The organism is Paenibacillus timonensis (assembly GCF_022427145.1).
GTDB classification, from domain to species: domain Bacteria; phylum Bacillota; class Bacilli; order Paenibacillales; family Paenibacillaceae; genus Fontibacillus; species Fontibacillus timonensis.
Map to the genome: position 1 here is coordinate 1 of NZ_JAKSXN010000012.1, position 23,115 is coordinate 23,115.

Consider the following 23,115-nt stretch of genomic DNA (forward strand, 5'->3'; position numbering starts at 1 on the left):
CCAAGGTGTTTGACTTGCTCATTTAAAACAAACTGACGAGATTTAAAATCTCAGTTTATTACTCACTCGTTGTTCAGTTTTCAAAGATCAACTTCGTTATCGCCTTATCGGCTACAACTCTTATATCATATCAGGTAATTCGCTCGAAAGCAAGAACTTTTTTTTAGCATCAAGTTCGATCTTTTTCGCAAATGCCTCATCGCCATGAGCGACTTTTATAATATACCAGACCTCGACAGCAAACACAAATACAATACTTGGAAACGGCCTTATGGTTCGAGAATCTACTATATATAAATATAATAAAAAAGAAGCCCGCAGTCCCCAAAGGGACTACAGGCTTGAGAGGCCTTTGTTGAATACTTATCCTTGGCTGCCAAGGAAAATGTAACGAAGAATAATGAGGACGAACAATACCCACATCAACCAGTGGATGCTGTATTTCTTTTTGCCAAGCAGATTGGCGGCGCAAGCCAGCACCACATAAAACACGATGCCGAACGAAATCCCGTTCGCAATATTATAAGTAAAGGGCATCATCGTTACGGTCAAGAAAGCTGGAATTGCGACGACCATATCGGAAAAGTCGATTTCCTTGATCGATTGAACCATCAGAACGCCAACGATAATCAAGGCCGCCGCCGTGGCGGAACCTGGAATCAAAGCCGCGATCGGAGCCAGGAACAACGCTGCCAAGAAGCAAAGCCCCGTCGTAACGGCGGTAAGGCCAGTACGTCCGCCTTCAGCTACCCCCGCTGCGCTCTCGACGTAAGCCGTCGTTGTTGAAGTCCCCAGCAAAGCACCGCCGGTAACGGCTGCCGCGTCAACCAGCATGGCTTTGCCGACGCGTTTTTTGCCTTCTTCCGGATTTTTCATGATTCCTGCACGGGAAGCCGTGCCTACCAAAGTACCGAAGGTATCAAACAATTCCACGAAAGTAAATGTCGCAATGGCGGAAATAATACCGGTATGCAGAATGCCGTCCCAGTCAAACCGCGCAAAGTTGATTTGCGTGAAGTCCGGAACCCAAGGCGTTTGCGGATCGGACAAGGTACCGAAATCCACCACGCCCATCAGCAAAGCGACGACTGTAGTTCCCAGGATCCCCAGCAAAATCGCGCCGCGAACCTGCAGCACCATCAGAATCCCGATCAGCAATAAGCCGATCAAAGCGAGCTGTACATCGGTATTTTCCAAACTGCCCAAATGAATGACCGTTTCGAAGGAAAGTACATCCGTAAACGTGTGAGCCGCAATATCGCTGCCGGCTTCTACGCCGATCGTCATCAGACCGCTGTTTTTCAGACCGATAATCGTGATGAACAAACCGATCCCGACCGTGATCGCATGTTTCAGCGAATCCGGAACGGCGTCAAGCAGCATTTGACGAACCTTAGTTAGGGTCAACAGGATAAAGATCAAACCGGAAATGAATACGGCGGTCAAGCCCATTTCCCAAGTAAACGGATGATCCGTTGTGGCCGACGAAAGAATAACGGAAGCAAAATATGCATTAAGACCCATGCCCGGCGCAAGCGCTACGGGAAAGTTAATGAAAAGGCCCATGGCGATCGTGAAAATCCCGGCGGAAAGCGCCGTCGCCAAGAATACGGAATACCAGCCCATGTCGATCTGACCAAAAGCCGTCAGCGTATTAGGGTTGACCGTAAGGATGTAAGCCATCGCCATAAACGTGGTCAGGCCCGCCATAATTTCCGTACGTACCGTCGAACCGTTCTGTTTCAGTTTAAAAAACCGATCCATGATAAAATTACTCCCCCTTAGAATTGTGACAATCTAGGTTCAAAAAGCCGGCGTTACAGCACCACTTTGTTGAATTCCCTTCGGAAAACGACAAAAAGCCCGAGGCGACATCCCTCGGGTTACCGTACATCCAGAAGAAACGCAATCGTACTGAAGAGCCCTAAGGCTTCAGGGAAGCAAGTCGGCCTATCATCCGGGCGCCCCCGAACGTTTGACTTCCATGCTTCAGAAATACGTTCCTTCTTTTCGTAGCCAGATCATTTACGGTGACCTCGTAGAGACTTCCGGGCCCATTCCCGGAATTATACGAAAAGAACTATGTGGTTTTGTCGATATCCTGACAAGCCTTGTGACGAAGGCTTATTACATGATTTATTCTAGGCGGACGACCCTAAATTGTCAACAGAAAAAACGAATATTCGATAAAGATCGAGCTTATATTGTTCGCCATTTGAATAAATCGTGAAAAGTCTGCTAATCATTTACTTTCTCGGGCAGCATCGCCATTTCTCTCTTCAAAATAAAAAAAGACTGCTTGTCTCTCAAAAGAACAAGCAGTCTTGATCAAAAAACCTATTCCCACTCAATCGTCGCCGGCGGCTTCGACGTAATGTCGTATACCACGCGGTTGACGTTGTCGACTTCGTTGACAATGCGCACGGAGATTTTCTCCAGCACGTCCCACGGGATACGCGCCCAGTCGGCGGTCATGCCGTCGATGGACGTTACGGCGCGGATACCTACCGTGTAGGAGTAAGTACGGGCATCGCCCATGACCCCTACGCTGCGCATGTTCGGCAGCGCCGTAAAGTACTGCCAGATCTCGCGATCGAGACCCGCTTTGGCGATTTCATCGCGCAGGATGTAATCGGAATCCCGAACGATCTGCAATTTTTCTTCGGTCACTTCGCCCAAAACGCGAATGGCGAGTCCCGGTCCCGGGAATGGTTGTCTCCACACGATTTCCCGAGGCAGTCCCAATTCTTCGCCGACCTTGCGCACCTCATCCTTGAACAGCGTATTCAGCGGCTCGATCAGTTTGAACTTCATATCTTCCGGCAACCCGCCCACATTGTGGTGGGATTTGATCGTTTGGGCCGTCGCGGTGCCGCTCTCGACGATGTCCGTATATAACGTCCCTTGAGCCAAGAATTTGAAGTCATCGAATTTGGCCGACTCTTCGTCGAACACGTAAATAAATTCGTTGCCGATGATTTTCCGCTTCCGTTCCGGATCATCCACGCCGGCCAACTTGGAGAGGAAACGCTCGCGCGCATCGATCTTGACGACCTTCATGTCGAACTTGCCGACGAAGGTCTCCATCACGCTTTCCGCTTCCCCCTTGCGCAGCAGACCATGGTCGATGAACATGCAGGTCAGCTGGTCGCCGATGGCTTTATGAATCAGCATGGCGACGACCGAGGAGTCAACGCCGCCGCTCAAAGCGCACAGTACCTTGCCGTCGCCGACCTTGTCGCGAATATCGCGCACGGCGTCCTCGATAAACGTCTCCATGCTCCAGTTGCCTTCGCATCCGCAGATCTCATAAAGGAAGTTCCGAATCATTTCGTTGCCGTGCACGGAATGCCGCACTTCCGGATGGAATTGCACGCCGTACATGTTGCGGTTCGTGTTCGCGAACCCGGCGATCGGCGCATGCTCCGTGGATGCGTCGACCACGAAACCGTCCGGAAGCTGGGTCACATGGTCCCCGTGGCTCATCCAAACCGTCTGCTTCGCATCCAGTCCGCGAGTCAATGCCGAATGTTCGGCAAAATCAACATCCGCTTTGCCGTATTCGCGTTTCTCCGCGCGTTCCACTTTGCCGCCAAGTTGATGAGCCATCAGTTGCATACCGTAACAGATGCCGAAGATCGGCACGCCGAGATCGTACACGGCCGGGTCGATATGCGGCGCATCTTCCGCGTAAACGCTGGACGGTCCGCCGGAAAACACGATGCCTTTCGGCGCGATTTCCCGCAGGCGTTCCACCGGCGTATTAAACGGCAGCAGTTCGCTGTACACGCCCAAGTCGCGGATCCTTCTTGCAATTAACTGATTGTATTGTCCTCCGAAATCAAGGACCACAATCATTTCATTTGGCTTATTCATGACCGAGCCTCCCTCAAATTATGACACCTATTATACGAAACGACAAAAGAGGTCGTCAAGGAAGCCGGACGTCAAAATCAGCGGCGACGAAAGGCCAACTTCCGGCATTGTTCTAGGAACTTCACGCTTTCCTTTCGCTCCGGCCGCAATCCCCCGTAGTAGATCCTCTCCCAGGTCCGCACGAACTGCTCGGCGGACTCCGCTTGCGCCTGATTTCCGATAAAGGCGGTCTGGATATATTCTCGCGCGGTCATGGCCGCAGGTTTGGGTCCGTAGACCAAAGCCAGCTCGCGCCACACCCGATCCGCCGAAGCCAGCAGTTCGCGTCGGCCGGGAAAGGCGCTTCGCAGAGGCAGTCGCCCGAACGCAAGCGGCAACAAGTGTCCGCGCAACCTCACTTCCCTTGCCAACAGCAAAACGAAACCGGCACCCAGAGCCAGCACCGTCCAATCGAATAGGCGAAGTTGCGGATTCAATCCGGCGAATTGTTTTGCAGCCAGCTCGGTCAGCTGCGGCTGCAGGAGCTTGGCCACCTCGGTAGCTTTGGCCAACAGCGGAAAGGCCGCTTCAGCATCTGCGCCACCCAACCCGTGATCCGCTAAAGTGCTGACGCTTAAAGCCATGGATGCACCGAACCCCGGCGTCGGATCAAAAGCAACCCAACCGGTCTCGGGAAAATACACCTCCACCCATGAATGCGCATCGGCATAGGATACGGTATACCGATGCAACTCAGCGGAACCGGTGCCACCAGCGACGGCGGAAGCGGGTACAACTTCGCTGCCCGCTTCGGCAGCAGCCGTTGCGGCGGATGGCGCAGGATCGCCTGGCGCGAAACCCTTGACCCATCGGGCCGGGATCCCGCCGCTGCGAAGCAGGATGACCATCGCCGTCGAGAAATGGTCGCAATAGCCGATGCGGTCGACGAACAGAAAGCGGTCGACGAAATCGGCGCCGTCCGGCGGCTGGCGGGAATCCAGGCTATAAGCGTAGCGATGCTTCAAATAGCTCTCGACGGCTGCAGCCGCATCGTAGCGGCTGTTTTCTCCGGCGACAAGCTGTTCGCCCAGCTTCCGCACCCGTTCCGGCAGAGCTTCCGGCAGCTGCAGAAAGCGGTTCTGGACCTCCACAGGGTCTGGCCCCTCCTCTTGACGCAGCTCGGCTGCGGACGCCGTCGGCATCGTCGACGTCAGCTCATAGCCGTAAATCTGCTCCGAAGGGGCAGCATAGTCGACGATAAATGCATCGGCCCAGGCGTCAAACCGAGGATCCACCTGTACCGGCTGGTTCCGGTCACCGGCGATGATCCGTTCCGTCTGAACCGGAAGCCCGCCCGACAGCAGGGCCACCCGACCCGTCATCGGCGACTCGAACGTCACCGTTTGCCGGATCAGCTCCCGGCCGGCGTCGACGCCAGCGACGGCAGCGGCGGCTTCGCCCGCGGCCGCTTCGCCCTCGAAGCCGCCGGATCGCTCCGCCTCGGCGATCGAGGGTGCGCCCTCCCCGGCCGGCTGAATCCAGCCCCGGCCGGTATAGACGCTTTTGCTTTCGCCGCGCCAGTACGTATTGTACGGCGACAACGCCGTAAAATACGGGTCATGGCGAAGGCGCAACGGCGCGCCCAGTTTGGAGTCGTCCCGGCCGTAGCCGGATACGCTGATCGCCGGGGCACCGCTCGGCTGGCCCATTAGCTCGGCTCCGGTCCAAGCCGACAAGCTGCGGGCGACCTGCTCCCAGGAAATCGCCCGCACCGGCTGCAGCGGCAGCAAGGAGCTGAGCAGCGCCGCGCCGGCCACGCAGACGAGCACGACGCTCCCGCCGGCCACGCCCCCGGTTCCCCGGCTCGGCCCGGACTCGCCGCGATGGAACGCCGCCGCTTGCAGCGCCAGGCCCAGCGCTGCCGAGCGGATAACGCCTAAATACAGCTCCAAGCCGACGGCGGCTTCCAGCACCAGCAAGTAGATCACCGTGGCCGACAGGAACAGCAGGATACTCTGGCGCGACAGCGCCAGCATCTGTACGGAAACGACCAGCAGCGTCCAGCCGATCAAGAGCAGCAGTGCCCTAGTCTCCATGCTGATCGCGTAGAGCCTTCCCGAATCCAGGAACTCCCCCAGGTCGGCGGCGATCGTTTGCGCGTAACTGCCAAACCAGGCTACCCCTTCTTCCCGCCCGAAGAGATAAAGCATAGCGCCGGCAATCAGCAGCGGCGGCAGCGGCGCAAACAGGCCGGACGGCAGTCGCAGGCAGCCGAACAGCAGCAAAGCCCCGGTGAGGATGAAAAACAGCGGAATCAACTCCGTTTGCCTGTCTGGCATCATCGCATGCAAAGGATACAACCATTCTCCAAACAATCCGAACAGCAGCAGCGTGATCACGATCCGCAGGCCGGCCGAAGGCGCCGGATGCCCACCTCGCCGCGAGGGCGCCTCCGCAGCCAATCGGCCTCCGGCCGTGAGCTCCACATGTTTAAGCGCTGGCATGCCCGCTCGCCCCCTTCCGCCGGGACTTTGTCCGATATAGCGTTAGATCCGCTACCGTAACGCCCCGTTCCCGCAGCCGTGCCGCCAGTTGGATCGGTTGCCCCGATCCGCCGAGCCCGCCGGCGCACCAAACCTCCGCGGCCACCCCAAGCTCGGCCAAATGCAGCAGGTCCCCCGCCAATTCAGGCGTAAGCGTGCCCGTGATGACCGTGAGGCTTTGCCCTTGGGAGAGCACTTCAGACCAATCCCGGCGAAGCAATTCTCCTGCGGACAAGCCGTTTCCCAAACGGAGGCCGGCGAGTTGCTCCAAGCCGCCCATCATGCCTTCGCGGCCGGTGACCCGGCAGGCTCCGGCCATCGCTCCATGGCTAAACCTGAGCTCGCCGGCATCGGAATTTCCCGCCTCGCGCGCGAGCCACGTGGCGGCAGCCGAAACCGCCAACTCGAAGCCGACAGGAGAAGCATAATCCCCTTGCTGCGCGCTCAGCAGCAAATACCGCGGCATTACGCCCTGCTCTTCGGGAATGCGGGAGAGCAGCTCGCCTTTTTTCGCGGAGTATTTCCAATGAATTCGCCGCAGCGGATCTCCCGGAGCATAGGGTCTCAAGCGGCCGGGAGCCGGGGAAGACATCACGAGTTGGGGCTGCCAAGCCCCGCCGCCCTCTTGCTCGCCCCGTTCCTCCGCTTCCGGCGGATCTGCCGCCAGGGGCAAGGGATGAATCACCATCACCTCGGCTGCAGCAGCCTTGCGGCTGCGTTTGAACCAGCCAAACGGATCGCCCCAGGTCAGCCGGACGGACGTGTCTTTATAGACGCCCCGAGGCAAGCCCTGAATGGTATACGTCACCCGGTAATCGCGGCGAAATCCGCTGAAAAACAAACTACCGCCCCGGACTCCCGGGCGGTTCGTTCCTAGTCCTGCAGCGGTCCATGCCAACTCGTCCTCGACCTGCAGCCAAACCGGCGGCAGGCCGCCTTCGCAGCGGACCGTCAGCGTGACGGCGACCGGCTCCCCGGCAACCGGGAACGCCGGCTGCCAAGCGCGCTCGACTTTAAAGCGCTTCGGACCAAGAACTTGCACCAAAGCGCCCTGCAGCATAATCCATCCGGCCAGCAGCAGCAAAAACAAAGCCGACGCTCCGCCGCGCCAAGCGTACCAGCCTCCTAAAGCTCCGGCAAACGCAATCGCTACCGGCCAGGCCCATTCCGCGCGCTTCATGGCGAAACCCCCGTTGTCCGCGCGAAAATCGGCACATTCACTTTGGCCAGCACATCGGCCAACGCCTGTTCTCCCCCGATTCCGGCGAGCTTGGCTTCCGTCCGCAGCACGATCCGGTGCGTCAGCACGGCGGGCGCAACCGCCTTTACATCGTCCGGCGTAACGAAGGAGCGCCCCTTAAAATACGCCATCGCCTGCGCTGCGCCCATCCAGGCAAGCGTTGCGCGCGGACTTAAGCCCAGCGCGATTTGCGGATGGCGCCGGGATACGTCCGCCGCGCCAACCATGTAGCGCTTGATCACGTCGTCCACCAATACGCCGCGTACCAGCCGCTGCATGACGGCCATTTCCTCCGGCAGCAGCACCGGCTTCAGCTCAGCGGGATTCGGCGGATCCTGCATCCGGCCAAGCATATCGACCTCCTGCTCCGGCTTCGGATAACCCAACGTCAGCCGCATCAAAAACCGGTCCAACTGCGCCTCCGGCAGGCGGTAAGTCCCTTCGTATTCCAGCGGGTTTTGCGTGGCTAGCAACAAAAACGGCTTCGGCAACGCCCTCGTCACTCCGTCGATCGTCACTTTCCGTTCTTCCATCGCTTCCAGCAACGCCGACTGGGTTCGCGGCGCCGCCCGGTTGATCTCATCGGCCAGCACCACATTCGCAAACACCGGGCCAGGCCGAAATTCGAACTGTCCGCTTTGCGCATGGTACACCGTTACGCCGGTCACATCGGACGGCAGCAGGTCCGACGTGAACTGGATGCGCCCAAACGACCCGCCGATGCAGGCCGCCAGCGTGCGAACCAGCATCGTTTTACCCACTCCGGGCACATCCTCGAGCAAAATATGACCGCCGCTCAGCATCGCCACCACCGCGAGCTCGATCTCCGCTTTTTTCCCTACGATCACCCGATCCACCTTATGGACGAGCCGCTCCAGCAGCGCCTGCGCTTGATCGTGATTCATCGTGACTTCCCCTCCATTTCTAAACCATGGCCGTAATCTATCAACCAGTTTCCCCAGAAACTAGCCGAAATAGACATGGAAGAAAGAGAGAATACGCCCCGCTCACGACATCTCTTGCTAGAGTGCCGAGACCCGCCGTTCGGTTTCGGTCGAAACCGCCTCGACGACCGGATGGTCCAACGCTTCCAGCAGCGGACGCAGCGGAATCCATAACGCCTGCGCTTTGCGGTCAAACGTCACTTCCCACTCGGCAACCGCCCCGTCCTTTCGTTCGGCGGTCAGCACTCCGCACCGTGTATCGGCGACCACGGAGGCATCCCCCCAGAAGATAAAGGCGCTTTGCGTCGCCTCGCTCCAGTAGACTTCGGCGCCGAGGCGCTCCATCACTGTGCGGACGGGCGCCAAATACTGGCCATCCTGCATCTCGTATTCTCCAGCCGCCAAACGCATTTGCACGCCGCCTGCCTCCACCGTGAGCGGCAGCTCCGGCTTAAATAAAGCCGCATTCGGAACGACGTTGGACGCTACCCATTCGGCCGACGGGGCTGGGCGATTTTTCTTGCCGATCCCGGGATCCAGCGTAAATTGAACAGGCTTTTGCTCCGCGGACAGAACGCGAAACTCATAACCTAGCTTTTTATAGTAATGAATAATTTCCGGCAGCGCCTTGACGGTCTCCTCATGTCCTCCTCCGTCGTGCATCAGCACGATGACCTGTTCCTGGGGTTTTTCCTTCTTCACGTTGCTCACGATTTCGTTCGCCGGGACGCCTTTGCGTTTGGAATCGCCGCTGTCCACGTTCCAATCGAAGACCTTATACCCTCCTTGTTCCAGCAAGTTGAAATACGTCTTATCGAAATGCCCGTACGTTCCGCCCGGCGCACGCACCAGCGGCGTGCGGGTCCCCGTGATTTCCCGCAGCACTTCCTCCGTCGCCTTGACCTGCTTCCAGAAATGGCCGAAGCTGTCGTACAGCGCGTCATAGTCGTGGTTATACGTATGATTCCCGAGGACGTGGCCTCCGTCGACGATTCGCCGGATCACCTCCGGGTAACGTTTGGCTTGCTCCCCAAGCACGAAGAAGGTCGCGGTCACTTCTTCCTTTTTCAAAATCTCCAGCACCTGATCCGTATGCGGGCTTGGCCCGTCGTCAAACGTTAAATAGACCGTTTTGCCTTGCGCGTCCTGCTTCGTTGCCTTTGGCGCCTCCGCTTTCTTCGGCTTGACTCCTGCCAAAACCGTCGGCGCGGCAACCGTTCCTACAGCCGACGCAAGGACGGATTGCCCTTTCAGGGGTGTTGCGAGATTCGCTTTATGGGTCGCGGTTCCCACCGCGGCTTGTTCCTTCATGGCATGGGCCTTCACCTCGGGCATGCCTTGCGGCTGGAAGCCCAGCGGAGCGCCGACCGCAGCGATCAGCACCAAAGTAACCAAAATCATACGAACCAGCATAAGTCCGGAAATCCGTGTTTTTTTCATCAACCTTCTACCTCCGCAGCTAGGATCAAATTCTTTTCTATGAATCCATGGCCTATCTGGTAGATTGTATGAAGGTAGAAACGCAAATAGACTTCCGAAATTAACCGCGGACGGCACAAAAAAATCGCCCCCTCGTCATTTAGACAAGAGGGCGATCCGGCGCAGGGCCCTTAAGCTCCCGCCTTACTTCTTATTCGTCTCCCGAAGCGCCTCCAGCACTTGCTCGGCATGCCCTTTCACTCTGACGCCGCGCCATTCGCGGAGCAGCTTGCCCTCCTCGTCGATGAGGAACGTGGAACGGACGATGCCTTCGAATTCGCGGCCGTACATTTTTTTCAGCTGCCACACGCCAAACTTCCGGCACACCTCGTGGGACTCGTCCGAGAGAAGCGGAAAATTCAGTCCCTGCTTCATAGCAAACCTCCCGTGGGATTTCACCGAATCCCCGCTGATGCCAAGCACCGCGGCCCCGTATTCGCCGTACGCCTGGGCGAGATCGCGGAAATCGCAAGCCTCTTGGGTGCAGGCCGGGGTTGAATCTTTGGGATAGAAATAAAGAACGACCTTGCGGCCGCGAAATTGCGATAGCGAAATTTCCTCCCCGCTGTCCGCGGGTAACCGAAAGTCCGGAACGGGCTTGCCGATTTGCACTTGCTGCGGTTGTTCCGACATGTGAACTCCTCCTCGGGCCTCTCCAACCCTGAAATTGATTGTATTTACAAAAAAAATTATAATGTAAAGATATGTAGTATATCTATAATAGAAACCGAATTTATCGTACGATCTGAAAGGAACGAACCCAATGACGAAACGCACAAAACGGGCGATTCTCTGGTCGGTGATCGGAGTGGTGGTCGTCCTAGCCGCCTTAGCGGCATACTATTTTACCGCCATCTATAATCAAGTGGACAATTTTCAAAAAGAAGGAGAGCAGTCTCCTTTCTATAACGTGCAGCCAACCGAAACGAAAGTACCGGAGCCGTCCAAGTGGGAAGGTACGGAACGCGTGAACATCCTGTTGATGGGCGTGGATGCGCGCGGTTTGAAGAAAGGGGAAATCCCCCGCTCGGACACCATGCTGGTCGCTTCCCTGGACCCCGTGAGCAAGAAGGGTTACCTCTTCTCGATTCTGCGCGACACGTACACGGAAATTCCGGAGCACGGCTCGGACCGGATCAACACGGCGATCACCCATGGTCCGAATACGGCGATGCAGGCGGTCTCCGATCTGCTGGGCATCCCGATCCAATATTATGTGTATACCGACTTCCAAGGATTCATCGAGCTGGTGGATGCGGTCGGCGGGGTTGATTTTTACGTGGAAAAAGATATGCACTACACCAGCAATGCGGATAAACATGAATACGACATCGATTTGAAAAAAGGACAGCAGCACCTCGACGGCAAAACCGCGCTGCAATACGTCCGCTTCCGGCACGACGCCCTGTCCGACTATACCCGGACCGAGCGGCAGCGTAACTTCCTGAAGGCCGTGGCGGATAAGCTGAAATCGACGACCTCGATCATGAAGTTGCCTTCAATTCTGGAGAAGATCAATCCTTACATCGACACGAACCTGTCGGTTCAGGATATGTGGAAGCTGGCCACCGTCGGGTATGACGCGCAAATGTCCGCCAGCGAGCAAATTCCGCCGATGGACCTGCTGGTCGAGAAAAGCGTGGGCGGTTCGTCCGTGCTCGGCGTTCGCAGCGAAGAAGAACTGAAACAATACGTGCAGGACGTATTTAATAAGAGCGAAGAAACGGGCACCGGCAACGGGGTCGAAAGCGGCAGCGAGCCCGGCTCAACCGGGAGCAACGACAGCAACGGCGATGCCGGAGACGGCGGCAGCGGCTCGGGCCGTACGGGGGCGAGCGCCGGAAACGACGCGGACCTGGAGGCGGCCAGCCCGTGAGGCTGGAGAAGCCCTTTTTAAGGGCGACTCCGGTAGTTGCACCATCACCAACAGTTGCTGCTCTCACCACCGCACGAAAACGCCGGTTTTCCAGACTAATCAAATGTACTTTTGCAGTTGTTGGATCGCCGGCGCATCATACTAGTTCTCACCAGTTATTCAACCAGAAAGGAAGTTTAGAAAGATGAATCGATCGCAATCGGAACGATTGTACGAAGAAGCGTTGCAACATATCGTAGGTGGCGTCAACAGCCCCTCCCGCTCGTTCAAGGCGGTTGGCGGCGGGGCGCCTGTTTTTATGAAAAAAGCCGAGGGCGCGTATTTTTGGGACGTAGACGGAAACAAATACGTCGATTATTTGGCGGCTTACGGGCCGATCATTACCGGACATGCCCATCCGCACGTCACGAAAGCGATCCAGGAAGCCGCGATGAACGGCACGTTGTACGGGACGCCAACCGAGCTGGAAATCCGCTTGGCCGTCATGCTGAAGGAAGCGATCCCTTCGATGGACAAGGTGCGCTTCGTCAACTCCGGCACGGAAGCGGTCATGACCACGATCCGCGTAGCGCGCGCCTATACGAAGCGGAACAAGATCATCAAATTTGCCGGGTGCTACCACGGCCATTCCGATCTTGTGCTCGTGGCCGCCGGCTCCGGCCCGTCCACACTAGGCATCCCCGACAGCGCCGGCATTCCGACCAGCATCGCGCACGAGGTGATCACCGTGCCGTTTAACGATGCGACGGCGCTGAAAGAAGCGCTCGACAAGTGGGGCGACGACGTCGCCGCCGTCATGGTCGAGCCGATCGTTGGGAACTTCGGCATGGTGATGCCGAAGCCCGGGTTCTTGGAAGAGCTCTGCCGGCTCGCGCGGCAGTACGGTGCCCTCGTCATCTACGACGAGGTCATTACGGCCTTCCGCTTCCACTATGGCTCGGCGCAAACCTACGCCGGCCTCTCGAATCACGAAGCAATCCGGCCGGACCTGACCGCTCTCGGTAAAATCATCGGCGGCGGTCTGCCGATCGGCGCGTACGGCGGCAGCAAGGAGATCATGGAGCAGGTGGCGCCGCTCGGTCCGGCCTATCAGGCCGGGACGATGGCGGGCAACCCTGCTTCCATCTCCGCCGGCATCGCCTGCCTCGAGGTGCTGCAGGGCGCCGGGGTTTACGACGAGATGGACCGCCTCGCCGTGAAATTGACCGACGGCCTGGCCGAGTCGGCCCGCCGTCATGGGGTGCCGCTGACGATCAACCGGATCCGCGGCTCGTTCTCGACGCACTTCTGCGACCACCCGGTCACGAATTACAACGAGGCGCAAGACACCGACGGCGAAGCGTTCGCTGCCTTCTTCCGCGCCATGCTTAGCCGCGGCGTCAACCTCGCTCCGTCGAAATACGAAGCCTGGTTCTTGACGACAGCGCACACGGAAGCCGACATCGACTTCACCTTGGAAGCCGCCGAGGCTTCGTTCAAGGAAATCGCCCGATAAAATAATAGAGTCTGCCTGGTTCGTTCGGTTACGATCAGGCAGACTTTTTTTTTCGGATAAGCGCTACCCCGGCTCCGTCCCATTTACGATTTTCCGCGAACGTTCTATACTACAAGAAGCTTATAAACCAAAGGATGTCGTGACCATGCTGCAAACGTTGAACCGACAACTGAACAAATTGATGCCTTTGATCACGCCTGCCAGCATCTTGATCGGCGTCCTTAGCGGGAGCCATTTGGCCGCATATACCTCCTGGTCTCCGTGGCTGTTTGCCTTCATGACCTTTGCCGGGAGCATCAGCCTCAGTTTCAAGGATTTCCTGAACGTGCTTAAAAAACCTCTTCCCCTGGTGCTCTGCCTGTTCATCCTCCATCTTGCCATGCCGTTAATCGCTATGGGGATGGGGCATCTGGCATTCCCGGGGGATTTCTATACAATTACCGGCTTCATTCTCGCCGCGGCGATTCCAACCGGGGTCAGCAGCTTTGTCTGGGTTAGCATTTACAAGGGCAACATCGCCTTAACCCTATCGATCATCCTGATCGATACGTTGCTGGCCCCGTTCGTCGTTCCCGGCATTCTGGCCCTGCTGATCGGCACGAGCGTGCGGCTCGACGCCGCTGCGATGATGACCAGCCTGTTCTGGATGATCGTCGTCCCGTCGCTGGTTGGCATGCTGCTAAACCAGTGGAGCAAAGGCAAGGTCATCGCCTCCTGGGGCCCTTGGCTGAACCCGTTCTCGAAGCTAGCGATGGCTTCTGTTGTGGCGATCAACGGTGCCGTTGTCGCTCCTTACCTGACCGACTTCAGCCCGCGGCTGCTGGGTCTGGGCGCGATCATCGTTACGCTCGCGGCGATCGGCTACGTGCTTGGCTTCGGCCTGTCCCGGTTGATCGGCCTGAACGAAGCCGACAAAGTGGCGCTCGTCTTCAACGGCGGCATGCGCAACATCAGCGCCGGCGCGGTACTGGCTGTCACCTACTTTCCTGCTCCGGTGGCCGTTCCGGTCGTGCTGGGCATGGTGTTCCAGCAGATGATGGCCTCCCTTGTGGGCCTGGTGCTGGGACGGCAAGCCCGCGCGCGCCAGCAGAAGGACAAAACGGCGGCAGCCGCGTGAACCATCGGGAACGGCGCACGATCAATCTGAACTCGTCATTCATCACTCGTCATTCATTACTCGGCAACGTCCCCCTCACCTTGGCACCGTCCTCGGCACCGTCCCCCGCACTCGACACTCATCTCCCACCGCTCAAGAGCCGCCCTTTTCCCCTTTCCCCCTTCTAACGGAACCAGATGACCTTATCCATTCATTTCCCGGCCATTTCCCAGCCTAACGGAACCAGATGACCTTATTGGACCTAAACGAGTGTTGAACCAGGCCAAAAAGGGGAAATAACGTCTCTCCGTTCCGTTAGAATTCAAACTGGGCCGATTCTCCCAAAATAAGGTCTCTGAGTTCCGTTAGCGACACTGGCGCTGGCATTAGCACGGCATCATCACGGCATCGGCGGCTGGCATTGGCACGGCATCGGCGACGGCACCCGAGTAACAGATCTACACTCCACATCCTCCCCGCCCCCTTCACCATCATTGTTACTCCGACCTGCGCCCCCGTCACACTAGCACCAAACCGGCCCAACACATTGGCACCATACTAGCACACAGTTCCCCACACTGCCGTAGCTACCCGACCTTCACCGCTCGCCACCTGACGCATCCAACGCAAAAAGAGCCTCCCCCGTCCAAATCGGACCGCAGGGGAGGCTCTTTAGCAATTTATGCTTATTGCGGCTGAATTTTATCGAAGAAATTCTCCTGCACGTACTTGGCTGCGACATCCAGCTGTTTCTTGGAGTCGGTGCCCTTCTTCGAGAACGACTCCTGTACAACGTTCGACATCGTGGCGTAGTAGTCTTGCGTGCCGAACTGCGCCTCCGGCTTGCCTTCCAGCAGGCTGAAGAGCTGTGGATCGTATTTGTACACATTATCGTACTTGTCGTAAATGGCTTTTACCTTGCCGGCGTAGTCGGAATCATCGCTGAAATATTCCAACGGGGTCGGCACGTAGTATTTGCCCTCCGCTTTGCGGGCATTAATGGTGTCCTCAACCGATTTCAATGCATCATCGGTAAAGTAGTCGAACGTGATGTAGCGGAACGCCATTTCCTGTTCGTCTTTCGTGGCGTTCGGGTTGATGACGAGGTAATTGCCGCCCAGAACGCCGTAATGCTTGCCGCCCTTCTCCGCTGCAGGCATCGGGTAAGCAATGACGTCCTCCGGCTTCATGCCGCCTTCGTTCAGCGCCGCCTGAATGACGTCAAACGCCCCGGCGATCACCATGGCCGTCCGGCCTTGTTGGAAGGAGCTGACCGCATCGCCCCAGCCCAGCGCCCAGTCTTGCGGGATCGCATTGGCTTCCCATCTCAGCTTCTTGTAGAAATCCAGCGCCTTCACCCCGGCCTCGGAGTTGAAGACGGCAGTCACTTTGCCGTTTTCGTTCGTTTCGATGTCGCCGCCGGCTTCAAACAGGAAGTTGGTCCAGTTCCAGCCTGCTTCATTGCCTTTGCCCATCGGCGCGATCCCCGAAATGCCTTTCTTCGGATCCGCGACGCCTTTGGCTACGTTGTACATGTCGTCCCAGGTCCAATCGAACGGAGGAGCGGCGATGCCTTTGTCGTCCAGCAGCTTCTTGTTGACTACGGTCGAAGTGACGTAACCGTTTTGGGTGATCCCGTACACCTTGCCGTCAACGATAAATTGGTTTTGCAGCACCGGGTTGATTTCGTCCTTGTACTCCCAGTTGTTCCACAGCTCCGTGATGTCGGCGACCCAGCCGCGCTCCACCAGGAATTGGGCTTCTGTCGCCCACGTATTGTAGAAGGTCGGTGCTTCGTTCGAAGCCATCTTCACGCCGATTTCGTTAACGCTGTACTGCCAGTCGTCTTTAACGATCGTCACGTTCGGGTACTTGGCCTGGAAGCGAGCGATTTTATCATCCTCCTGCTGGCGGAGCGTCGTTTCATCCGGCAGCGGATAGTGGATTTTGATCGTAACCTTGCGCTGCGTGATGTCATCGGCTTCTCCCGCAGCCGGTTCGGCATTGCCTCCCCCGTTGTTGCCCGTGGCCGCCGCATTCCCGCCGCCGTTACCGCCGTTATTTTGGGCTTCCTTGTTGTTCCCTCCGCCACAGGCCGCGAGCAGCGAACCGAGCAGCATCAGGCACATCAACACCGCTGAAAACTTGCGCATTGAAACTCCCCTTTTCTAAAAGTTAGGTTATCTTGCATGTTCATCATAAAAGAGAACGATATCGCAATCGATGTGTGATCTTATGACTTTCATGTGCAGGCCTACGATCGTTACAATGGAGGTTCAAAAAGTCAGGTTTTCAGGACCGAGAAGGTTGGATGAAGCTAGGGCCTGAGTAGCGGAGCGTAGGGCAGACCTACGTGAGCAACGGAAAGCCCGGTTGAATTCAAGATTCGACGTCGAATCTGCTTCATGATCTGCTTCGTCATGGAAAGATTACTTTTTGAACTACCTATCCTTTGACCGCGGACAAGTTGACGCTGCGCATGATAAACTTCTGGAACCCGAGGAATACGAAAATCGGCGGAATCATGACCATGAACAAAATGCTGAACTTGATGCTGCTGTCCATATTCCGTGCGTTGATCACATATTTATAGATCGCCGTCGCCAGCGTGTACTTGTCTTCCGTGTGCATGACCAGGGACGGCCAAAACCAGTCGTTCCACGCCGTGGAGAAAATAAAGATCGCCAGCGTAGCGAAGATCGGCACCGACAACGGAACCGCGATCCGCAAGTAACTGGTCCACTCCGAAGCCCCGTCGATCCGGGCCGCCTCGAAAATTTCCGGATGAATGCCGTCGAAGAAATTTTTCATCAGCAGAAAATAATACGCATTCGCCCCGGCGGGCAGCCAGAAGGCCCAATAAGAGTTCAACAGCCCCAACTCCTTCAGGTTTACGAAGTTCGGGATCATGTAGCTCGAGGCCGGAATAAACAACGTCAGCAGAATGAAGAAGTAAATCGCCCGGCTGTACGGCACGCGGATGCGCGAAATGCTGAACGAGGCGAGGCCCAGGACCAGGATGGTCATCAGCAGATTGCCGCCGAAGATCAGCAGTGTATTTTTCAAGAACATCGGTAAATTGATATAATCCCAGGCTTTCGGGAAATTGTCCCAATGCCACTCCTGCGGGAAGAACCGCGGCGGGAACGAGTTGACCTCCTGATTGCTTTTGAGCCCGTTGAACATCGTCATCGCGATTGGATATAACATCGTAAAAGCCATGACCGCGATGCACAACACCATAAATCCGTAAACGATTTTATTAAGCGGCTTCTGCAAATCGGAGGGCGACAGGATGCCTCTTTCTTTCATAATCAGTACTCCTCCTTGTTCAGCTTGTATTGCAGCACGCCAAGCACGCTTAGCACGAGGAACATCAGGACGCCCAGCGCAGTCCCTGCCCCATAGTCGAGCTGGGTAAAGGCATATTTGACCGTCAAGAGCGCGTAGGTCAACGTTGCTTTGTTTGGACCGCCGTCCAGCAAAGCCAGCTGCGATTGGTAAGCCTGAGAAGTGCCGATCAGCTGTAGAATCAACATCAGCACGATCAAGTTCCGCATCGAGGGCAGCGTAATATATTTGATCCGGGCCCAGACGCCGGCTCCATCGATTTCCGCCGCTTCGTACCAGTCCCGCGGAATGCTCAGCACCCCGGCCAAATAAATCAGCATCGCCGAACCGAACTGCTGCCACGTCTCCATAAAGACGATCGAGACCATCGACCACCTGCCGTCGGAGACGAAGGATACCGGATCGGCCCCAAACCATCCAAGCAATGCGTTGATCGGCCCAACCGGGTCGTACATCCAGCGCCACATCCCGTACAGGACGACGCCCGGCACGACAAACGGGAGGTACGCCGCAATGCGCGCGAAGCCCTGGAACCAGCGAAGTTCGGAAATCGCGATCGATGCGGCGATCGGTACCCAAAAGCCGATCACCAAGCAAAGAAGCATATAATACAAGGTGTTGCGAACCGACAGAAGTACGTCGGGGTTGTTGAACACCTTCACGTAATTGTCCATTCCGACAAACGTGTTGCCTTTGACGAAATCGATATTATAAAAGCTGTAAACCATCCCTTTGATGATCGGGACCCATAAGAACACGATAAATATGGCGATCGCCGGAACCAGGAACAGATATCCCCACATGTACTTCTTCCAGTTTGATCCCCGCCGCGGCGCCCGCGAAGCGTCCGCCCTCATCGTATCCTGCTGCATGTTCCCCGGTGAAATCACGGGTTCCCCCATCTTTCTCCCTCTTTTCTACGTAGTGTCTCTTCCCATTTTAGAAAAGAGGACCCCAGGCGAACATGTCTAAAACTATGTGAACTATAGTCGTTCTTACTTCATCCTTATTTCTTCAGCTCCGTGGGACTGACGCCAAAGTATTTCTTAAATATCTTGCTGAAATGCTCGGGCGACTCGTAGCCTACGCGTTCGGCAATCTCGTATCGGCGCAGGTCCGTATTCTGGATCAGCGTTTTGCTTTCCTCCATCCGCAGCTTGATGACGTATTCCCAAAGGTTGTAGCCGGTATTTTTCTTGAACAGGTAGCTTAAATAATTGGGGCTGACGTGGTTGCTGCGGGCCACCTCGTGGATGGTCAGCCCTTTCTGCCGATAGTTCTCTTCAATATACTTCTTGGCACTCTCCACGATCCGGTTGCTCTGCGTCGTCAACTCCTCGTTGGAAGGGTCCTGGGCATAGTTATGCCAGTTGAAATCGCCATAATAAAATACGTGATAATCCCCATGTCCCCCGCCCCACAGCATCGCTTTGTCCGCCTGTCGGCTTAATACGCCCAGGAACCCCGCGCCCTTGAGAATTTGGCTGATCCCCACCGTGCACAGCAAGCCGAGATACTTGTGAATGTGGTGGTGCAGGCTGCGGCCGAGCATTTCAAGCTGGTTGATTTTATTGAGATTCGGTTCGGCGTACTCCGCTTCATTCCATTGGAGGATGAGGGCGATCTCCAGGCTTCGGGTATAAAAAGACGCCGCCCGCCACTCCTGATGCAGCAGCTCGTTGACGATATTGAGCGCCGCATAGCGGAACAGGCGGGTATCCTCGTCCTGGTCAGCCGACGGTTCCTTCTCGGCGGGGATGGCCAGCTTGATTTTGATCACGGAAAAATACGGCCCGGTGAGCCCCAGCCGCTCGGCTTCTTCGGTCCGCTGCTCTACGTCCCCTTCGGCGGGTTCGCGCAAAAGCCGGCTTAGCCGTTCGCCGGATTCCGGGAGCGGCTCCACCATGTGGAAGTGCTCTGCCCCCCGGGATAGCCAGTCCTCGGCTTGCGGCACCGGCTTATCCATCTTCAGCAGCGCGTTGCGCACGGAATCGAGAAACTGCTCGCTGTTCAGCGGTTTGATGAGATAATCCTTGGCGCCAAGCCGGATCGCCATTTGCGCGTATTGGAACGTTTCGTGCGCGGAGATGATGATCGTCTGCACCCACGGCTTGATCAGCTTCGCCTGCTGCATCAGCTCGATCCCGTTCATTTCCCCCATCTGAATGTCGGTGACCAGCAAATCGATATCCTCCATCCGCACGTAATCCAGCGCCTCGTGCCCGTTATACGCGGTGAAAATCTGGCGAATATCGAGGCCCGAGGCGGTCAATAGTCCGGATAAGCCTTTGCAAATCAACGGTTCGTCGTCGACGACCAAAATGTTATACATGTGCTTGTTCCCCCTGTTCGTCATTCGTTTCGGTCGGCCGCCATGGGCAGGGTAATCGTAACGGCGGTGCCGCCCTCGGGCCGGCCCGCGTATTGGAGGCCGTACTCCGGCCCGAAATGCAGCCGAAGCCGCTGATGAATGTTGCGGATCCCGTAGCCGAAGGACGGGCTTGGCGTTTCATCATTGAGCAGCCTGTCGATCGCCTCGAAATCCACCGGTTTATATCCGTTGTCGGTAATCGTAATGCGTACCCGGCCCTGCGCTTTGTCCGCTTCGGCACGGATGGCGATTTCGCCGTCCTCCCCCATATGTTTAACGCCATGAAAGATCGCGTTCTCGATGAGCGGCTGCAGCGTAATTTTCGGGATGATGGTGGCGTGCAGTTCGGCCGGAACGTCCCAGGTCACACGGAATCCGTACTCGTACCGGTGCTCCTGCAGCTTGATGTAGGCGGAGGCATGCTCCAGTTCCTCCTCCAGCGTGATCAGCTCCCGGCCGCGGCTGAGGCTGATCTTCATCAGCTTGGACAGCTCCTTGATCATTTCCGCGGAGGCGTTGTTTCCCTCCATGGCGCTTTTCCAATAGATGCTCTCCAGCGTGTTGTACAGCAGATGCGGGTTGATTTGCTGGTACAGGATTTGCAGTTGAGCTTCCTTCTGTTTGATATCCATCTGGTATTTATAATGAATGAGCCCGTTAAGCCGGCGCGCCATTTCGTAAATCGTGGAGATCAACACGCTGACCTCGTCATTGCGACCGCGGCGCGGCGTCTCCGGCACCACGTTGCCCGGCTCGTAGCGGCGGACGAAATACACCAGCTTCTGGATCGGGGTCATGAGCGACCGCCAGAAGTACAAAATCAGCACCAGACCCACCGCAAAATAAGCGATGGAGATGAGCTGGATAATCCGTTTGATTTCGTTTTGCTGCTGCAGCAACGCTTTGACAGGAACCTTGTAGACGAGTTTCTGCTGCAGGACGTAATTATAATTAATGACGTAAATAAAGTCATCGGTAATGACGTCCTTCACCCCGATCAGGGAATCGCCCAGATCAGCTTGCGGCGGCAGATTCAGGATTTGCCCGGCCGGCGCCTCCGCCGGCGTCGAGGTCAGGATGCGGTTGCTCCAATCGGTAAAATACAGCTCCCCTTCCGGGATCGAGACGGTTTGTAGCGATTCGCCGATGCGGCCGTCGACGTTGGAGACGACGAGCACGCCGATCGTGCCGTTTTTATAAATGCTGTTGATCGCCCGGACATACGCAAGCGTTTTTTGGTTTTGCTGCCCTTGCGTAGGCGGGGACAAATGATCGATCAGGCGCAGGTAACCGTTTCCTTTTTTTGCGACGGCTTCCTCAAACCACTCCGGCTTCTCCTGCTCAAGAAAGAAATAAACGCCAGCCTTCCGCGCCTCCGGATAATACGGAGCAAAAAAATACGCGTTTGACGGATCGTACACGTAAAGGGAATAATACAGCGGCTCGCGCTGGTCGGTTTCCTGCGAGTAATTGAACAGCAGGGTTTCTAGCTTTTCGTAGGTTTTAACCCGCTCCAGGACGGTCTCCGTCCCTTCCCCGCTGGGGTTCAGTTGCTGGAGCAGCGGATGCTGAAACACCGTGGACGTCACTTTGTTGATCGCTTCGATGTCCCGGGTGATCAGCCGGAAGTTCTGTTTGTTCAGCTCGATATACGCGTTGGTGACGTTGCGTTTCAAGATCTGATCGGCTTTGTAGTTGCCGTAGGCATTCAGGATAAACAAGGGAATCACCATCACGACGAACAGAAGAATCATCTGCTGCTTGACGTTCAGGTTGGCGAACGGGTTTCTGAGTCTGTTGCCTGGTTTCAATGGCTTTGCACCTCCGGCAATTCAAATATAGCAATAATCAAAACCGGCAAGGATGCGCGATTCTACGAACATCGTGGCGGTTTCTCCGATTCTCGTACGCGTTGGGCATGGTCACGCCTTATCTCTTAGTGTAGGGGATTTTGGGAATCTTGCCAGCTAAAAAAATAAAGATCCCTCGGTACGTGTTCGAGGGATCTTCTTGGGTATGTCGCAAACCGTCAACGTGCCGATTGCACCAGTTCATGCAGCCCGCCGACGACAAGGTCGGCCGCGCCCAGGATGTCTGGGCTGCCGATGCCCACGACGCGGCAGCCGGCGGCTTTGCCTGCTTGCACTCCCGCCTCCGCGTCCTCAAACACGACGCAATCGGACGGCGGCAACGCCAGCGCCGCGCTGGCGGAGAGGAACACCTCCGGGTCCGGCTTCGCCTTGGACACTTTGGTGCCGTCGATCACGGCGTCGAACAGTTCGGCGATGCCGAGCCGGTCCAAGATGAACGCGGCGTTCTTGCTCGCCGAGCCGAGGGCGATCTTCACTCCGCGCTCGCGCAGCTGCAGCAAATACGCCTTTGCCCCGGGCAAAATTTCTGACGGCTCCAGCTTGGAAATAAACTCGACGTATTCCCGGTTTTTGTCCGCGGCCATTTGCTCGCGTTCTTCCTTCGTGGCCTCCACGCCGCCCACCTCCAGCAGAATGCGCAGCGACTCCATGCGGCTGACGCCTTTGAGCCGCTCGTTATGGGCTTCAGTAAATTCGAAGCCCAGCCGGCGCGCCAGCGACCGCCAAGCGAGGTAGTGGTACTTTGCCGTATCGACGATCACGCCGTCGAGGTCGAAGATGGCACCTTTCATCGTTTCTAACATGCTGTGATTCTCCTTTGGTCATTTTGATGTGCAGCTCTACGGAATTATTTGATCGGCCAGGCGCTAAAATTGAATTCGATTTTTCGAATACAATTCGTTACTAACGGCATAAATGGCGAATTCTATTCGATATTTCATACAGATTCTCGGCTTCCGTCTCCCTAAAGCCCAATTAAGTATGAAATTTCATA

Annotated in this window: 16 protein-coding genes and 1 riboswitch; of the genes, 3 read left to right on the forward strand and 13 right to left on the reverse strand. The window is 56.5% G+C overall.

The annotated features are described in order from the left end of the window. Window positions 1-363: 363 nt before the first annotated feature. The 7 genes from MJ257_RS06405 to bcp all read right to left on the reverse strand — a co-directional run bounded on the left by MJ257_RS06405 (window position 364) and on the right by bcp (window position 10,694). Window positions 364-1,764: an NCS2 family permease gene (locus MJ257_RS06405; protein ID WP_240268438.1), complete on the reverse strand. Its 1,401-nt coding sequence runs from the start codon at window positions 1,762-1,764 to the stop codon at window positions 364-366. 229 nt (window positions 1,765-1,993) lie between these two features. Continuing rightward, window positions 1,994-2,094, reverse strand: a riboswitch (purine riboswitch). A gap of 243 nt (window positions 2,095-2,337) precedes the next feature. Next, window positions 2,338-3,876 (reverse strand): glutamine-hydrolyzing GMP synthase, encoded by a 1,539-nt coding sequence (guaA, locus tag MJ257_RS06410; protein ID WP_240268439.1) that lies wholly within the window; start codon window positions 3,874-3,876, stop codon window positions 2,338-2,340. A 77-nt stretch (window positions 3,877-3,953) separates the two neighbouring features. Continuing rightward, a complete protein-coding gene (locus MJ257_RS06415) occupies window positions 3,954-6,359 on the reverse strand; it encodes a DUF4129 domain-containing transglutaminase family protein (protein ID WP_240268440.1) in 2,406 nt (801 codons plus the stop codon). After that, window positions 6,346-7,578: a DUF58 domain-containing protein gene (locus MJ257_RS06420; RefSeq protein WP_240268441.1), complete on the reverse strand. Its 1,233-nt coding sequence runs from the start codon at window positions 7,576-7,578 to the stop codon at window positions 6,346-6,348. The genes MJ257_RS06415 and MJ257_RS06420 overlap by 14 nt, the downstream gene beginning before the upstream one ends. Next, the gene (locus MJ257_RS06425) at window positions 7,575-8,543 is read right to left on the reverse strand and encodes an AAA family ATPase (RefSeq protein ID WP_240268442.1); all 969 of its coding nucleotides are present in this window, start codon (window positions 8,541-8,543) and stop codon (window positions 7,575-7,577) included. Before MJ257_RS06425 ends, MJ257_RS06420 begins: the two co-directional genes overlap by 4 nt. 117 nt (window positions 8,544-8,660) lie before the next feature. Beyond that, window positions 8,661-10,022, reverse strand: a complete 1,362-nt coding sequence (locus tag MJ257_RS06430; protein ID WP_240268443.1) for a polysaccharide deacetylase family protein — start codon at window positions 10,020-10,022, stop codon at window positions 8,661-8,663. Window positions 10,023-10,205: 183 nt separating this feature from the next. After that, complete coding sequence (gene bcp, locus MJ257_RS06435) at window positions 10,206-10,694, reverse strand: thioredoxin-dependent thiol peroxidase (protein WP_240268444.1); 489 nt, start codon at window positions 10,692-10,694, stop codon at window positions 10,206-10,208. 130 nt (window positions 10,695-10,824) lie between these two features. Between bcp and MJ257_RS06440 the strand changes: the two genes are divergently transcribed. From MJ257_RS06440 to MJ257_RS06450, 3 genes are all read left to right on the forward strand, one after another. Further along, entirely contained in the window at window positions 10,825-11,937 is a 1,113-nt protein-coding gene (locus MJ257_RS06440) for an LCP family protein (RefSeq protein ID WP_240268445.1), read from the forward strand. A gap of 184 nt (window positions 11,938-12,121) precedes the next feature. Beyond that, on the forward strand, window positions 12,122-13,432 hold the full coding sequence (locus MJ257_RS06445) for a glutamate-1-semialdehyde 2,1-aminomutase (protein ID WP_240268446.1): 1,311 nt from the start codon (window positions 12,122-12,124) through the stop codon (window positions 13,430-13,432). 145 nt (window positions 13,433-13,577) lie between these two features. After that, the gene (locus MJ257_RS06450) at window positions 13,578-14,549 is read left to right on the forward strand and encodes a bile acid:sodium symporter family protein (RefSeq protein WP_240268447.1); all 972 of its coding nucleotides are present in this window, start codon (window positions 13,578-13,580) and stop codon (window positions 14,547-14,549) included. A 665-nt stretch (window positions 14,550-15,214) separates the two neighbouring features. Here the strand turns inward: MJ257_RS06450 and MJ257_RS06455 are convergent. The 6 genes from MJ257_RS06455 to pgmB all read right to left on the reverse strand — a co-directional run bounded on the left by MJ257_RS06455 (window position 15,215) and on the right by pgmB (window position 22,924). Further along, entirely contained in the window at window positions 15,215-16,681 is a 1,467-nt protein-coding gene (locus MJ257_RS06455) for an ABC transporter substrate-binding protein (protein ID WP_240268448.1), read from the reverse strand. A 292-nt stretch (window positions 16,682-16,973) separates the two neighbouring features. Then, on the reverse strand, window positions 16,974-17,840 hold the full coding sequence (locus MJ257_RS06460; protein WP_240268449.1) for a carbohydrate ABC transporter permease: 867 nt from the start codon (window positions 17,838-17,840) through the stop codon (window positions 16,974-16,976). Between the two features lie 2 nt (window positions 17,841-17,842). Beyond that, the gene (locus tag MJ257_RS06465) at window positions 17,843-18,736 is read right to left on the reverse strand and encodes a carbohydrate ABC transporter permease (RefSeq protein ID WP_372489750.1); all 894 of its coding nucleotides are present in this window, start codon (window positions 18,734-18,736) and stop codon (window positions 17,843-17,845) included. Window positions 18,737-18,885: 149 nt separating this feature from the next. Next, on the reverse strand, window positions 18,886-20,211 hold the full coding sequence (locus tag MJ257_RS06470; RefSeq protein ID WP_240268450.1) for a response regulator: 1,326 nt from the start codon (window positions 20,209-20,211) through the stop codon (window positions 18,886-18,888). 20 nt (window positions 20,212-20,231) lie between these two features. After that, window positions 20,232-22,004: a sensor histidine kinase gene (locus MJ257_RS06475; protein ID WP_240268511.1), complete on the reverse strand. Its 1,773-nt coding sequence runs from the start codon at window positions 22,002-22,004 to the stop codon at window positions 20,232-20,234. A gap of 275 nt (window positions 22,005-22,279) precedes the next feature. Next, on the reverse strand, window positions 22,280-22,924 hold the full coding sequence (gene pgmB, locus MJ257_RS06480; RefSeq protein ID WP_240268451.1) for a beta-phosphoglucomutase: 645 nt from the start codon (window positions 22,922-22,924) through the stop codon (window positions 22,280-22,282). Window positions 22,925-23,115: the final 191 nt, after the last annotated feature.

Coding starts and splice junctions, on each gene's coding strand:
- MJ257_RS06430 (WP_240268443.1), bottom strand. CDS start 10,022: ATGAAAAAAACACGGATTTCCGGACTTATGCTGGTTCGTATGATTTTG.
- MJ257_RS06475 (WP_240268511.1), bottom strand. CDS start 22,004: ATGATTCTTCTGTTCGTCGTGATGGTGATTCCCTTGTTTATCCTGAAT.
- MJ257_RS06405 (WP_240268438.1), bottom strand. CDS start 1,764: ATGGATCGGTTTTTTAAACTGAAACAGAACGGTTCGACGGTACGTACG.
- pgmB (WP_240268451.1), bottom strand. CDS start 22,924: ATGTTAGAAACGATGAAAGGTGCCATCTTCGACCTCGACGGCGTGATC.
- guaA (WP_240268439.1), bottom strand. CDS start 3,876: ATGAATAAGCCAAATGAAATGATTGTGGTCCTTGATTTCGGAGGACAA.
- MJ257_RS06450 (WP_240268447.1), top strand. CDS start 13,578: ATGCTGCAAACGTTGAACCGACAACTGAACAAATTGATGCCTTTGATC.
- MJ257_RS06420 (WP_240268441.1), bottom strand. CDS start 7,578: ATGAAGCGCGCGGAATGGGCCTGGCCGGTAGCGATTGCGTTTGCCGGA.
- MJ257_RS06440 (WP_240268445.1), top strand. CDS start 10,825: ATGACGAAACGCACAAAACGGGCGATTCTCTGGTCGGTGATCGGAGTG.
- MJ257_RS06415 (WP_240268440.1), bottom strand. CDS start 6,359: ATGCCAGCGCTTAAACATGTGGAGCTCACGGCCGGAGGCCGATTGGCT.
- MJ257_RS06445 (WP_240268446.1), top strand. CDS start 12,122: ATGAATCGATCGCAATCGGAACGATTGTACGAAGAAGCGTTGCAACAT.
- MJ257_RS06425 (WP_240268442.1), bottom strand. CDS start 8,543: ATGAATCACGATCAAGCGCAGGCGCTGCTGGAGCGGCTCGTCCATAAG.
- MJ257_RS06470 (WP_240268450.1), bottom strand. CDS start 20,211: ATGTATAACATTTTGGTCGTCGACGACGAACCGTTGATTTGCAAAGGC.
- MJ257_RS06460 (WP_240268449.1), bottom strand. CDS start 17,840: ATGAAAGAAAGAGGCATCCTGTCGCCCTCCGATTTGCAGAAGCCGCTT.
- bcp (WP_240268444.1), bottom strand. CDS start 10,694: ATGTCGGAACAACCGCAGCAAGTGCAAATCGGCAAGCCCGTTCCGGAC.
- MJ257_RS06465 (WP_372489750.1), bottom strand. CDS start 18,736: ATGAGGGCGGACGCTTCGCGGGCGCCGCGGCGGGGATCAAACTGGAAG.
- MJ257_RS06455 (WP_240268448.1), bottom strand. CDS start 16,681: ATGCGCAAGTTTTCAGCGGTGTTGATGTGCCTGATGCTGCTCGGTTCG.